Source organism: Erwinia piriflorinigrans CFBP 5888, from assembly GCF_001050515.1.
GTDB classification, from domain to species: Bacteria; Pseudomonadota; Gammaproteobacteria; order Enterobacterales; family Enterobacteriaceae; genus Erwinia; species Erwinia piriflorinigrans.
Map to the genome: position 1 here is coordinate 872667 of NZ_CAHS01000015.1, position 13228 is coordinate 885894.

The following is a 13228-nucleotide window of genomic DNA, read 5'->3' on the forward strand; positions in this document are numbered from 1 at the left end:
TCCGCTTACGTCAATTAGACACACTATAAATTTCCCCCGCTGAAACAACAACGCCCACCGGAAAAAAGGTGAGCGTTAAACCCTTCCGCTACATTAACCATGTTCAATGCGGTTGCCCACGGGCAAGAGTCTGAATTGCACCCAAAAGGCACGTTCAGCTGCTATTGCGCTGGTTCAGGGCGCGGCTGACTGACGCCAGCAGCGGCGGCACATCAAGCCTCGACAGAACCACCTCCACCAGCGAAAGCAGCTCACTTTGTTCCAGCCGCTGCATGATTTCGCGTAGCTGTGCCGTGTGCGTCACACGCCAGCTCTGAGCATGACTGTCAATATCAAGGGTTTGCGGCAGGCGTGTCCAGTCCCAGTGAGCAATATCGTTATAACGCTGCTGTGCCCCATGTATCGCGCGCTCTACGGTATAGCCATCATTATTTAACAGGAAGATAACCGGATTTTGCCCGTCACGCAGCATGCTCCCTAACTCCTGCACCGTCAGTTGGGCGGAGCCGTCACCAATAATCAGCACCACCCGCTGCTGCGGCCGCGCGGTTTGCGCACCAAATGCCGCCGGGAGTGTGTAACCTATTGAGCCCCATAGCGGCTGTATCAGCAGCCGGACGTCCTGCGGCAGGCGCAGGGTTGCGACGCCAAACGCGGCCGTTCCCTGATCGGCCAGCACAATGTCGCCAGGGCGTAGAAAATCCTGTATCGCATGCCAGAAAGTATTTTGCGTCAAACTGTCTGACGGCTGCACCTCACTGACCGGCGGGGCCACAATGCCGCGCTGCCAGCCCTGACCATATTTCAGCGCCAGCTGATGCAGCGCCTTGAGCGCAGCGGCCATCGGAATCTGCTCAAAATTCCGGCCGCCGACACTGCTGGCATGCAGGCCGACATCAATATTTTTACTGCGCGCAATCCGTTGAGTAAAACCGGCGGTAATGGTATCGGTGTATTTAACGCCCACGCTGATTAATACATCACTGTTTTCAATCACCTCACGCGTACTGTCAGCACTGGATGCCCCGGCATAGGTCCCGGCAAAGCCGTAGAGCATCTCCGGCAGCACGCTTTTGCCCATCAGCAGAGTGGCAAAAGGCATTGGAACCTCCGTTAGCCAACGTTGCAATATTTGCTGCTGCTGAGCCCGATCGGCCAGAAAGTCTGCCAGCAGCGCCGCACTGTTGGCAGCCGCCAGCAGTGATTGTGCCGCATCGACAAAGGCCGCCAGCCGTTCGTTATCGCAATCCAGCCGCCGCTGAAGCGGTGACGAAGGCGGAGATAGCGGGCTCTCTGCCACATTTGTCGCCAGCAGAAGATAGACCGGGCGACGCCTGGTCAGCGCCTCGACCAGCACCCGATCGATTTCGGCGGCGGCATTGGTCGGGGTCAGTATGCTGCTGGCGACGGAAATTTCCTGTTGCATACGAATAAAATGACCGAAGTCGCCATCGCCAAGCGTATGGTGCAGCAGCTCGGCGTTGTTTTGTGACGTTTGTGACGGTGCGCCGACGATGTGTACGACCGGCAGATACTCCGCGCTGCTGCCCGCCACGCCGTTTATCGCACTCAGCTCCCCCACGCCAAAGGTCGTCAACAGCGCCGCCGCGCCGCGACAACGCGCATAACCATCGGCAGCGTAGGCAGCGTTTAGTTCGTTGGCGCAGCCAACCCAAACCAAATCGGGGTTATCGATCACATGATCAAGGAATTGCAGATTGTAGTCGCCCGGCACGCCAAACAGGTGACCAATACCGATCTCGTTTAAACGTGTAAGCAGATAATCGCCAACGGTATACTTTTTCATCACGCTACTCCTTTCGGGTCTGTGATCTGAGTATTAGCGATATTTATAAACTGTTTTAGGAATCACGATAAGAATATGGCAACTGAACGTTACACCCCTTATCACCATTGCTAAGTTGCGATCTGTCACGCTCTTTAAATTGATGTAAACGTATACACTGACAGGCCGTTTAACACGCTATCGTATCGATTATAGGGTTTATTTATGGTCTATCAGGCAGATATACAGCGTTATAACAAAATGACTTGGCATCGTTGTGGACACAGCGGCCTCAAGCTCCCGGCTATTTCACTCGGTTTATGGCACAATTTTGGTGACAGTACGCGAGTCGATAACAGCCGTGACCTGCTGCGTCACGCCTTTGATAACGGTATCACTCATTTTGATTTAGCGAATAATTACGGGCCGCCTCCCGGTTCAGCTGAAGAGAATTTCGGTCGTATTTTGCGCGAAGATTTCGCTGGCTACCGCGATGAGCTGATTATTTCCAGTAAAGCGGGATACACCATGTGGGAAGGGCCATACGGGGACTGGGGATCTCGCAAATATCTGGTCTCAAGCCTCAATCAAAGCCTGAAACGTATGGCGGTTGAGTATGTGGATATTTTTTATCATCATCGCCCAGACCCGGAGACACCGCTTGAAGAAACCATGACCGCACTCGATCATCTGGTGCGCCAGGGAAAAGCGCTGTATGTCGGCCTTTCTAATTATCCGGCAGAGCTGGCGGCAGCGGCAATTGCGCTACTGAAAGATCTCGGTACGCCCTGTTTGATCCATCAGCCAAAGTATTCCATGTTCACCCGCGCGCCTGAAGAGGCCCTGCTAGATGTGCTGGCAAAAAACGGAGTGGGCAGTATCGCATTCTCTCCGCTAGCCGGTGGCATACTGACCGACCGCTATCTGGACGGCATCCCGCAAGACTCCCGCGCGGCCAGCGGCAGCCGCTTTCTCAACAGTGAACAGCTGACGCCGGAGAAAATGGACAAGGTGCAGCGCCTGAACGCTCTCGCTCTTCAGCGCGGCCAGAAGCTGTCGCAAATGGCGTTGGCCTGGGTACTGAGAGACCGCCGCATCACCTCCGTTCTGATTGGAGCCAGTAAAACCAGTCAGATTGATGATGCCATGCAGATGCTGGCTAATCGCGACTTTACTGCGCATGAGCTGGAAAACATTGAAGCTATTTTGCGCTGAAAGTCTACCTGGGTCTCTGTCAGGTCATGCCAGAAATACTGAAAAGTGACCGCGCTGACGGGCGTTTTTTTACTTCGCCTGGCTCTTACCAATAATGGCCCTGTATTAGGGTGGTTGTGACCGCCGATATGTCCTTACGCGGGCCAGATTTCTGGCTCCGCGTCATATGCGCGTTTACAGATTTAACGCCATTGCGGCCAGCAGATAGCCATTGAGCGCCACCACCACCACGACTATCAATCGCCCAAAATTCTGCATCAGACGCGAATTGACCATATCGCCCATCAGCGCGGCGTTACCGGTAAACGCCAGTAATGGCACCAGCGCCAGCGCAATACCGAAACTTAACAGTACCTGACTCATGACCAAAATCCGCGTCGGTTCCCAACCCGCCATAATGACGATAAATGATGGCAGCATGGTGATAACGCGCCGCACCAGCAGCGGAATGTGGAAGTGGATAAAGCCCTGCATCACCACCTGCCCGGCCATCGTGCCGACCACGGTGGAGGATAACCCGGCAGCCAGCAGGCTCAGGCCAAACACCAGCGCCGCAGCTTTCCCCAGGAGCGGATCGAGCGTCAGATAAGCCTGATCGAGATCGGCAATCCCGTTGTGACCGCTGAAGTGGAAGGCGGCTGCCGCCGTAGCCATCATCGCCAGATTGACAAAACCGGCAATTGTCATCGCAATCGCCACATCGAGTTTGGTCGAGGAGTAACGTTCAGAACGTGTGCCGTCATTGCCGCTGTTTTGCGTCAGCGAGGAGTGCAGGTAGATAACATGCGGCATGATGGTCGCCCCAAGCACGCCCGCCGCCAGCAGCACGGCGTCCGACGTGGGTAGCGATGGCACCGCCATGCCCTGTAGCAAATCGACAATTTTGGGCTGTGAGAAGAACAGCTCAATGACATAGGCCGCCGCAACAAACAACAGCAGGCCCCCGATCACCAGCTCCAGCGGTTTCTGACCTCGGTTTTGCAGCATCAGTATCAGAAATGTTGCCACCCCGGTCAGCATCGCGCCTTGCAACAAACTCACGCCGAACACCAGCTTGAAACCAATAGCAGCACCGATAAACTCCGCCAGATCGGTAGCCATAGCAATAATTTCCGCCTGCACCCAGTAGAACCAGACCGCCGGACGAGGAAAACGATCGCGGATATGTTCAGCCAGGTTTTTTCCGGTAGCGATGCCGAGCTTGGCCGACATAAGCTGGATCACCATCGCCATCACATTGGCCCAAACCACGACCCACAGGAGCTGGTAGCCGTAGGAAGCCCCCGCCTGAATATTGGTGGCAAAGTTGCCGGGATCGATATAGCCGATGGCCGCGATAAAGGCTGGCCCCATCAAGGCAAACTTGATTTTCCGATTACTGCGGACGCTCTGCTCCACGGTGCGGCTTTCCGACATAATTAACACCCCTGCTGCCTTACGCCTGACGGCAATGTTGCCCTTTCAAAGACAAAGATTATCCAGTAAATCGATATTGATTACAGGTATCACTGTGATAGCCAGCGCTATAAGGTATAGCAATGGCTATATCTATAGCAAAAAAAAAGCTAACCCGACCTTCCTGGCAACTCTTTACAGAGTAGGATATTCGGAAATGACTTACCAGTTTTATGGTTATATTTTAAGCGCGAGGGGATTTTTATTGTTAGTAAATTAATAATCAAATGCTGACCGTTTCGCCCTCATTGTTACATTAACGTTAACTTGTGTGACAAAGGTGGATTAAATGAATTTTGCGACAATAGCGAATTATTATATTGCAGCACAGATCTCGTTTTTCCGCCTCTTGTTACATAGAATGTGCAACGAAATAAAACAGCCCTCAATTTTGGAGCAATCATGTCCCGCTTTCTACACTTTGCTTTGGCACTGGTGGTGGTCACACTACTGGCGCTGTTGGTCAGCCGCGACCGTAAAAATATCCGTATCCGTTTCGTCATCCAACTGCTTGTGATTGAAGTTTTGCTGGCCTGGTTCTTCCTCCATTCCGAAGCTGGCCTGGGGTTTGTTAAAGGATTTTCGGATCTGTTCGAGAAATTATTAAAATACGCGGCACAAGGGACTAACTTTGTCTTTGGTAATATGAGCGAGAAAGGTCTGGCATTCTTCTGGCTTAACGTACTGTGCCCTATCGTCTTTATCTCTGCGCTGATCGGTATTCTGCAACACTTTCGCATTCTGCCCATTATCATCCGTGCGTTAGGCACGATCCTGTCGAAGATTAACGGAATGGGTAAACTGGAGTCTTTTAACGCAGTAAGCTCGCTGATTTTAGGACAGTCAGAAAACTTTATTGCCTATAAAGATATCCTCGGCAAAATGTCTGAGCGCCGCATGTACACGATGGCAGCCACAGCCATGTCGACCGTTTCCATGTCGATTGTTGGTGCTTATATGACCCTGTTACAGCCGAAATATGTGGTGGCGGCGCTGGTTCTGAATATGTTCAGTACCTTTGTCGTTTTATCGTTAATCAACCCCTACCGCGTCGATAGTGAAGAAGAGCTGAAGCTGGGTAATACCCATGAAGGACAAAGCTTCTTTGAAATGCTTGGCGAATATATCCTCGCCGGATTCAAAGTGGCGGTGATCGTAGCAGCGATGCTCATCGGCTTTATCGCACTCATCTCCGGAATTAACGCGCTGTTCGACACCATTTTCGGCATCAGCTTCCAGGGTGTTCTCGGCTACGCCTTTTACCCCTTTGCTTGGGTGATGGGTGTACCAAGCAGTGAGGCATTACAGGTAGGCAGCATTATGGCAACCAAAATGGTTTCCAATGAGTTTGTTGCGATGATGGATCTGCAAAAAATCGCCGGCACGCTGTCGCCGCGCGCTGAAGGCATCCTGTCGGTGTTTCTGGTCTCGTTCGCCAACTTCTCTTCAATCGGTATCGTTGCCGGTGCGATCAAAGGGCTGCATGAACAACAAGGAAATGTGGTTGCACGCTTTGGTCTGAAACTGCTTTACGGTTCAACGCTGGTGAGTGTGCTGTCGGCATCGATTGCCGGACTGGTACTTTAACCACGGATGCGGGGCTGCCTGGCCCCGCAACACTCTTCACGACCAACGCCATTCGACTCCTCCTGCCGCACCAGTATGATGAGCATCGCCTGTTCACCACGTAGTTTAGCTGATACAAGAAGGTACGCGCGGCAGCGAGCGGCTGCTGGGCAATAACGCAGATATTCGCGCTGGAAAAACCAAACAGAAAAAATCCGCCTGAGCAGATTGATAGGGAATTGATGATTTCTTTATGATTTGGTGGAGATAAGCGGGATCGAACCGCTGACCTCTTGCATGCCATGCAAGCGCTCTCCCAGCTGAGCTATACCCCCACTACAGAAAGTATCAGTTTTTCGGAGCCACCTAATCTGCTGGAGAAGATTTGGTGGAGATAAGCGGGATCGAACCGCTGACCTCTTGCATGCCATGCAAGCGCTCTCCCAGCTGAGCTATACCCCCAAGCCGAAAAACCGTGTCGTGTTGACGGCGGGGATAATATGAAACGCCGGGGGTGGTGTCAACGTCAAATTAGTAATCTGCGTGCGATCGCCGAAAAAGCCGTCAAAGCGGTGAATAAAGCGCTATTCAGCTGTTTATTCCCAGTATGAATTATCAACATGATACACCACGCCAGCCCTTGTTAATCTCGCGTTAAAAAGCTATCGGAATAAACTTGTTTTTGTTAATCCACCGTGCAAAACTGCGGCGGTTTTTGGCTGCCAGCCCCATACTGCGCAGGACGTATCTGTCACTCAGTAAGCTGCGGAATCTGGCACTTTTCCCGTATTTATCACACCAGAGTTATTATGTCTTTGCACACTCCAAAAGAAATTTCGGCTGTCGCCGTTCAGGCAGGCGTCATCAAAAGTCGTACTCCTGTTTCTTCTTTACTGATCCTCGGTTTTCTTGCCGGTGCCTTTATCTCATTTGGCTTTCTGTTATACCTCCGCGTGGTGACGCAGCTGCCGGCAGAATGGGGGTCATTCGGCACGCTGCTGGGTGCGGCGGTATTCCCGGTTGGAATTATCCTGACCGTCCTCGCCGGTGGCGAGCTGCTGACAGGGAATATGATGCTGATGCCGATAGCATGGTTTGCCCGCCAGATCAGTGCCTGGAGCGTACTGCGCAACTGGTTCTGGGTAACTATCGCCAATTTTATTGGCAGTATTACCATCGCCTGGTTCTTTGGCCATATGCTAGGTTTGACCGAAGGTGACTTTATGAAGAAAACGGTGGCCGTCGCCAGTGCGAAAGTGAACGCTGATTTCCTGCACGCTTTCATTTCCGGTATCGGTTGTAACTGGCTGGTTTGCCTGGCAACCTGGCTGGCTTTTGCCAGTAAGGATGTGGTTGGCAAGATTTTCGGCATGTGGTTACCGGTGATGGCTTTTGTTGCTATCGGTTTCCAACATGTTGTCGCGAATATGTTTATTGTTCCTGCCGCCATATTTGCCGGTTATCTTAGCTGGGGTGAATATCTGCCGAATTTTGTCGCCGTATTCCTCGGAAATGCCGTCGGCGGTGCAATCTTTGTCGGTCTGGCCTACTTCGTCGCCTTCCGCGCACCTGCCGAAACAAGCACTATTTCCCGCTAATTACCCCGCCCCTGTGACATCAGGGGCTAATTTACCTTTCAGTCTATTTGCTATCTATTATCTCAACGTTAGTGATTTGTGTTAGTTGTTCGTGTGATGAATTGCTGTAATATAGTTGAGGACTTATTCGGCAAAAGGGATATACAAAATGAAAAAGGATTGGTTAACGCCGGAAGAACTGGCACAGCAAACAGGTTTCAGCAGACAGACAATTAATAAGTGGGTCAAGAAAGAGAACTGGACTACCGCACCGAAACCCGGAGTTCAGGGTGGAAAAGCGCGTATGATCCATATTGATGAACGCGTCAAAATCTTCCTCAAATCCACACGACATGCCACAGAGCCAGGCGCTCACTACCGTGTGAATCAAAATTCACTGCCTGCACTGTTAGTCACCTCGGTACAACAATTGAGTAGTGAAGAACAGGAGAAGCTGGCAGCGATGCTGTTACGTGAGGGCATTCAGGGGATATTGCAGCGGTTAGGAATTGATAGTTAGTAAAAAAACCGGCCAAAATAATGGCCGGTTTTTTTATTGCACTTTAATAACTATTACGCTTCGCGGTTGGCGATATAGGCCAGCGCTTTTTCAATACGCGCCACGCTACGTGTCTGACCAATAGCATGTACGGTCACGTCCAGCGCCGGAGACTGTCCCGCTCCGGTCACGGCAACGCGCAGTGGCATCCCCACTTTGCCCATTCCCACTTCCAGCTCATCAGCCGTTGCCTGAATGGCATGATGAACACTTTCTGCCGTCCAGTCGTTCATGGCAGCCAGCTTATCACGTACGACTTCCAGCGGCTGACGTGCCACCGGGCGCAGGTGTTTCTTCGCGGCGTCAGCATCAAACTCGTCGAACTCTTCATAGAAATAGCGACAGGACGTGGCCATCTCTTTAAGGGTCTTACAACGCTCACCCAATAGCTTCACCAGCTGTGACAGCTGCGGGCCGGTGCGGGTATCAATTTTTTCCTGTTCAATGTGCCATTGGAGATGAGTCGCCACATATTCTGGAGCCAGGGAATTGATATAATGATGATTCAGCCACTGCAACTTTTCAGTATTAAAGGCACTGGCAGACTTGCTCACTGCATCTAGATCAAACAGCTTTTTCATTTCATCAATACTGAAGATTTCCTGATCGCCGTGGGACCATCCCAGACGCACCAGATAATTCAGCAACGCTTCGGGCAGGTAGCCATCATCGCGATATTGCATTACCCCTACTGCGCCGTGGCGTTTTGACAATTTCTTACCATCGTCGCCCAGGATCATCGATACGTGCGCATAAACCGGCACCTGAGCACCAATTGCTTTCAGGATGTTGATCTGACGCGGGGTGTTATTAATATGATCTTCACCACGGATAACGTGGGTGATTTCCATATCCCAGTCGTCTATAACCACGCAGAAATTATAGGTTGGTGCACCGTCAGTACGGCGAATAATCAGATCGTCCAGCTCCTGATTACTAAACTCAATCGGGCCGCGGATCTGGTCGTCAAAGATAACTGAACCTTCCTGCGGGTTGCGGAAACGCACGACGCAAGGTTCATTTTCCGCATGATGTTCATGGCTGTCACGGCAGCGGCCGTCATAACGCGGCTTTTCGCCGTTGGCCATCTGGTTTTCTCGCAGTTTTTCCAGACGATCCTTCGAGCAGTAGCATTTATAGGCACTACCGGCTTCCAGCATCTGATCGATAACCGTGTTGTAACGGTCAAAACGCTTAGTCTGGTAGTACGGGCCTTCATCCCAGTCGAGGTTAAGCCAGTTCATGCCATCCATAATGGCATCGATAGCCTGCTGAGTTGAGCGCTCCAGGTCGGTATCTTCAATACGCAACACGAACTCACCGCCCTGATTACGGGCAAACAACCATGAATACAATGCGGTACGAGCGCCGCCAACGTGCAGATAGCCAGTTGGGCTGGGAGCGAAGCGGGTTTTGATTTTCATTAATGAATGCCTTATTACGCGGAGGCTTTGGCCTGAGTCAGCACAGAATTTTAGTGGGACACATTCTAACACCTGCGGGCGAATCCTCAACGCCAATCCATGTTTGCGGGTCGCTCCTGACGTGCAATTCTTTTGGCAACTCTCTGTTTTTGGCTGAAATGAAGACATGGTGGCTATTTTTACGACGAACACACCTTTTACGCTGAAAAAGCGTTGACTCATATCACGGCTTCCCTATAATGCGACTCCACACAGCGGGGGTGATTAGCTCAGTTGGTAGAGCATCTCCTTTACACGGAGGGGGTCGGCGGTTCGAGCCCGTCATCACCCACCATTCTTTAATGAATGATGCCCGCTAAGATAGAAAAAGCAGTACCCGGATATCGTAGTATGGGTGATTAGCTCAGTTGGTAGAGCATCTCCTTTACACGGAGGGGGTCGGCGGTTCGAGCCCGTCATCACCCACCATATTTCCTTATTCCGGTTGCAGTACGATATGGGTGATTAGCTCAGTTGGTAGAGCATCTCCTTTACACGGAGGGGGTCGGCGGTTCGAGCCCGTCATCACCCACCATATCGGGTCGTTAGCTCAGTTGGTAGAGCAGTTGACTTTTAATCAATTGGTCGCAGGTTCGAATCCTGCACGACCCACCAATGTAGAAAGGCGCCCTAAAGGCGCCTTTTTGCCATGCAGATTCGGGCAGGGTTTGAACCTGCAGCAGGTCGAGTCGAGCGCAGCGAGACAGCGTTGCCAGCGGCAACGACCCGTAGGGCGAGGCGCAGCCGAAGTCATCCCGCACGACCCACCAATGTAGAAAGACGCCCTGAAGGCGCCTTTTTGCTATTCAGGCGAGGCAAAGCCGAGCCATCCCGCCTTCCTTTCATTTTCTTATCACTTATTTTACGATTTCCTACCTCAAGTCTGGGGCGTTTCACTCCGATAACCCATAGGGTTAATCACAACAGGAGAGAAAGATGACAGCAATAAGTGGCAGTACCAGCGTATCCACCGGTTCTGCAGGAAGCGGTTCAGTTTCGCAAACGGCCAGCATCAACAAACAAATTATCAAACTGCAAGAACAGCTTAAAAACCTCGGCGATGAAACGTCTCTGACGGAAGAGCAGAAAGCAGAACAGCAGCAGATGATAGAAAGTCAGATAGCCATGCTGGAAGCCCAGCTGGCACAGATTCAACAACAGCAGCAACAGCAGGCAGCCGAGCAACAGCAAGAAAACAAAGCGGCAGACAGCGGTAGCAGCAAAGTTGCCGATGGCGTCAACCGCCCGACAGAAACGAATAAACTAAACGTCTATATTTAAAATGGTGAGGTGTTGGCACGTTGTTGTGTCAGCACCTCAGCCTGTTGGCGCACTTCCTGCCAGATGACCTCTGCGGCTGGCGTCAGTGAGCGGTTTTTACGCCTCACCAGCATAATGGTGCGATTTATTTCCGGTAAGATGCGTTTCACCATCAGCGGTCTGCCTTGCGGTAATGGCAGCGCCAGCGCGGGAAGGATACTGATACCAATCCCGGCTTCGACCATAGGATAGAGCGTGGCTGGATGGCCTATTTCCTGGACAATTTCAACCTGCACCTGCTGCAACCGTAGCGCTTCATCGATCAGCACCCGACTACCGGATGAGTAGTCCTGTAACACCAGCGTGCGTTGATTCAACATGGGCCAGTAAATCGTTTGCCGTTGCGCCAAAGGATCGTCCTGTCGGCACAGCAGCAGGAATGGTTCTTCGAGAATCGCTTCACACTGCAAATCGTCTGCCTGCAACGGCCCGATCACAATGCCAAAATCAACCTCCGCATGACGAATGCTCTGTAAAACCCACTGCTGCGGGCGGTCACGCAGCATGATTTTGATCTCCGGGTAGTGTAACTGACCGCTGGCAAGACACTGCGGCATCAGATGTGCAGAAATGGTCTGACTGGCAGCCACCCGTACCGTTCCACTACGCTGCTGCCCGTAGCTGCGCACGTCGAGGAGAGTCGTATTCAGCTCTTCCAGCATCCGTTCGAGACGACTGGCAAGCTGTTCACCTGCCTCAGTCAACAACACTTCACGCGTAGTGCGGTCAAGCAGACGAATCCCCATTTCGCCCTCCAGCTCTTTAATACTGTGGCTGACGGCAGACTGACTTAGCCCAATTAACTGCCCTGCTTGACTGAAACTTCCCTGCCGGGCGACGGCAACAAAGACGCGCAGCTGACGTAATGTGTAATTCATCTTTTTTTCTCATATATGAATTCAATAAATTAATTTTATTTCTAAAACCGTGCGGCGCACAATAGCCCTATCTGTTTTTAACCAGGTATTAACAATGGGTATTTTCCGTATCGATCCACTGATGTTGAAACTGATCATCACCGTGCTGCTGGCATCGTTTCTGCCCGCTCGCGGTCATTTTATTGAAGTATTTGAGTGGCTGACTACCGCTGCTATTGCCCTGCTGTTCTTTATGCACGGCGCAAAACTGTCACGCGAAAAAATCATTGCCGGTGGTGGACACTGGCGTCTTCATTTATGGGTGATGTTCAGTACTTTTGTGCTGTTCCCCGCGCTGGGTGTGCTGTTTGTCTGGTGGCATCCCCTGCAATTAAGCCATGAAATCTATACCGGCTTTATGTATCTGTCGATACTCCCTGCCACCGTACAGTCGTCGATAGCCCTGACGTCACTGGCCGGAGGCAATGTTGCGGCGGCGGTGTGCAGCGCATCGGCGTCCAGCCTGCTGGGGGTGTTTATCTCCCCTTTGCTGGTCAGCCTGCTGATGAATGTACACAGCGATGTTCCGGGTGGCAGCCTTGAACAAATTGGTAAGATTATGCTGCAACTGCTGGTGCCGTTTATTGTCGGGCATTTATCCCGCCGCTGGATCGCGAACTGGGTGGAGAGAAATCGTGGCCTGATTGGTAAAACTGACCAGGCTTCGATTTTGCTGGTGGTCTATTCGGCCTTTAGTGAAGCGGTGGTGAACGGTATCTGGCATCGGGTAGGCGTGATGACGCTGGTGTGGATTGTTGTCGGCAGCCTGGCCCTGCTCTTTGTGGTACTGGCGATTAACCTCACTGCCGCACGTCTGTTTGGCTTTAACCGCGCCGATGAAATCACCATTCTGTTCTGCGGTTCGAAAAAGAGTTTGGCCAATGGCGTGCCGATGGCCAATATCCTGTTCCCTTCTGCCGCAGTCGGGATTATCGTGCTGCCACTGATGATTTTCCATCAGGTACAGCTGATGGTCTGTTCAATGCTGGCACAGCGTTATCGAAAGGCCGAAGAGAAACGGCTCCTTCAGCAGGAAGAAGCCAATAGCCAGGCGTTAGTCGGACAGCGGAAATAATGGTAGTAAGGCCGGGGGCAGAGATTGCACCCGGCCTTTGAGGATGTCTGGCGGCTCAGGGTCAAAAAACCGATTTTAATGCGGCTGCTTCAGCGGTTTGATCAATCCCTCTAATCCTTCAATTTTTACGGCTAAAGTCATCTGCATCAGTTCGCCGAGGTGTCCTTGAGGAAACTCATCCTTGCGGGCAAACCACAGCAGATACTCCTCCGGTAGATCGATCAAAACGCAACCTTTGTATTTACCAAAGGGCATGACGGTGTTGGCCATTTCAATCAGGTGCTGTTTTTCCATG

The 13228-nt window shown here is 51.8% G+C and carries 11 protein-coding genes, 6 tRNA genes and 1 other RNA gene; 11 read left to right on the forward strand and 7 right to left on the reverse strand.

Going from position 1 to position 13228, the window contains the following annotated elements; all coding sequences use genetic code 11:
- Window positions 1–154 precede the first annotated feature (154 nt).
- Window positions 155–1807, reverse strand: coding sequence for an alpha-keto acid decarboxylase family protein (locus tag EPIR_RS12085; RefSeq protein ID WP_023655698.1), 1653 nt, complete (start codon window positions 1805–1807; stop codon window positions 155–157).
- Between the two features lie 204 nt (window positions 1808–2011).
- On the opposite strand from EPIR_RS12085, the gene EPIR_RS12090 reads away from it, so the two are divergent.
- Window positions 2012–3001, forward strand: a complete 990-nt coding sequence (locus EPIR_RS12090; RefSeq protein WP_023655699.1) for an aldo/keto reductase — start codon at window positions 2012–2014, stop codon at window positions 2999–3001.
- Window positions 3002–3175: 174 nt separating this feature from the next.
- Here EPIR_RS12090 and EPIR_RS12095 read toward each other — a convergent pair whose 3' ends face one another.
- Entirely contained in the window at window positions 3176–4417 is a 1242-nt protein-coding gene (locus EPIR_RS12095; RefSeq protein WP_023655700.1) for an Nramp family divalent metal transporter, read from the reverse strand.
- 441 nt (window positions 4418–4858) lie between these two features.
- Between EPIR_RS12095 and EPIR_RS12100 the strand changes: the two genes are divergently transcribed.
- Window positions 4859–6043: a NupC/NupG family nucleoside CNT transporter gene (locus EPIR_RS12100; RefSeq protein WP_023655701.1), complete on the forward strand. Its 1185-nt coding sequence runs from the start codon at window positions 4859–4861 to the stop codon at window positions 6041–6043.
- A 238-nt stretch (window positions 6044–6281) separates the two neighbouring features.
- Here EPIR_RS12100 and EPIR_RS12105 read toward each other — a convergent pair.
- Window positions 6282–6357, reverse strand: a tRNA-Ala gene (locus tag EPIR_RS12105).
- 51 nt (window positions 6358–6408) lie between these two features.
- A tRNA-Ala gene (locus EPIR_RS12110) sits at window positions 6409–6484 on the reverse strand.
- A gap of 347 nt (window positions 6485–6831) precedes the next feature.
- Here EPIR_RS12110 and EPIR_RS12115 point away from each other — a divergent pair.
- Both EPIR_RS12115 and EPIR_RS12120 read left to right on the forward strand, forming a co-directional pair.
- Complete coding sequence (locus tag EPIR_RS12115; protein WP_023655703.1) at window positions 6832–7620, forward strand: formate/nitrite transporter family protein; 789 nt, start codon at window positions 6832–6834, stop codon at window positions 7618–7620.
- 148 nt (window positions 7621–7768) lie between these two features.
- A complete protein-coding gene (locus EPIR_RS12120; protein WP_023655704.1) occupies window positions 7769–8119 on the forward strand; it encodes a YfeC-like transcriptional regulator in 351 nt (116 codons plus the stop codon).
- 53 nt (window positions 8120–8172) lie between these two features.
- Here the strand turns inward: EPIR_RS12120 and gltX are convergent, their stop codons facing one another.
- Window positions 8173–9582 (reverse strand): glutamate--tRNA ligase, encoded by a 1410-nt coding sequence (gene gltX, locus EPIR_RS12125; protein WP_048697441.1) that lies wholly within the window; start codon window positions 9580–9582, stop codon window positions 8173–8175.
- A gap of 258 nt (window positions 9583–9840) precedes the next feature.
- Here gltX and EPIR_RS12130 point away from each other — a divergent pair.
- From EPIR_RS12130 to EPIR_RS12150, 6 genes are all read left to right on the forward strand, one after another.
- A tRNA-Val gene (locus tag EPIR_RS12130) sits at window positions 9841–9916 on the forward strand.
- Window positions 9917–9974: 58 nt separating this feature from the next.
- Window positions 9975–10050, forward strand: a tRNA-Val gene (locus EPIR_RS12135).
- A gap of 30 nt (window positions 10051–10080) precedes the next feature.
- Window positions 10081–10156, forward strand: a tRNA-Val gene (locus EPIR_RS12140).
- A gap of 4 nt (window positions 10157–10160) precedes the next feature.
- Window positions 10161–10236 (forward strand) — tRNA-Lys (locus tag EPIR_RS12145).
- Between the two features lie 30 nt (window positions 10237–10266).
- Window positions 10267–10391, forward strand: a non-coding RNA gene (locus EPIR_RS18305) — RtT sRNA.
- Window positions 10392–10557: 166 nt separating this feature from the next.
- Window positions 10558–10902, forward strand: coding sequence for a FlxA-like family protein (locus EPIR_RS12150; RefSeq protein ID WP_023655706.1), 345 nt, complete (start codon window positions 10558–10560; stop codon window positions 10900–10902).
- Here the strand turns inward: EPIR_RS12150 and EPIR_RS12155 are convergent.
- Window positions 10899–11819: a LysR family transcriptional regulator gene (locus EPIR_RS12155; protein ID WP_023655707.1), complete on the reverse strand. Its 921-nt coding sequence runs from the start codon at window positions 11817–11819 to the stop codon at window positions 10899–10901. The two genes, EPIR_RS12150 and EPIR_RS12155, sit on opposite strands and share 4 nt — an antisense overlap.
- 94 nt (window positions 11820–11913) lie before the next feature.
- Here EPIR_RS12155 and EPIR_RS12160 point away from each other — a divergent pair, with 94 nt between their 5' ends.
- Window positions 11914–12933, forward strand: coding sequence for a bile acid:sodium symporter family protein (locus EPIR_RS12160; RefSeq protein ID WP_023655708.1), 1020 nt, complete (start codon window positions 11914–11916; stop codon window positions 12931–12933).
- A gap of 75 nt (window positions 12934–13008) precedes the next feature.
- Here the strand turns inward: EPIR_RS12160 and EPIR_RS12165 are convergent, their stop codons facing one another.
- Window positions 13009–13227, reverse strand: coding sequence for a DUF3820 family protein (locus EPIR_RS12165; RefSeq protein WP_023655709.1), 219 nt, complete (start codon window positions 13225–13227; stop codon window positions 13009–13011).
- Window position 13228: the final 1 nt, after the last annotated feature.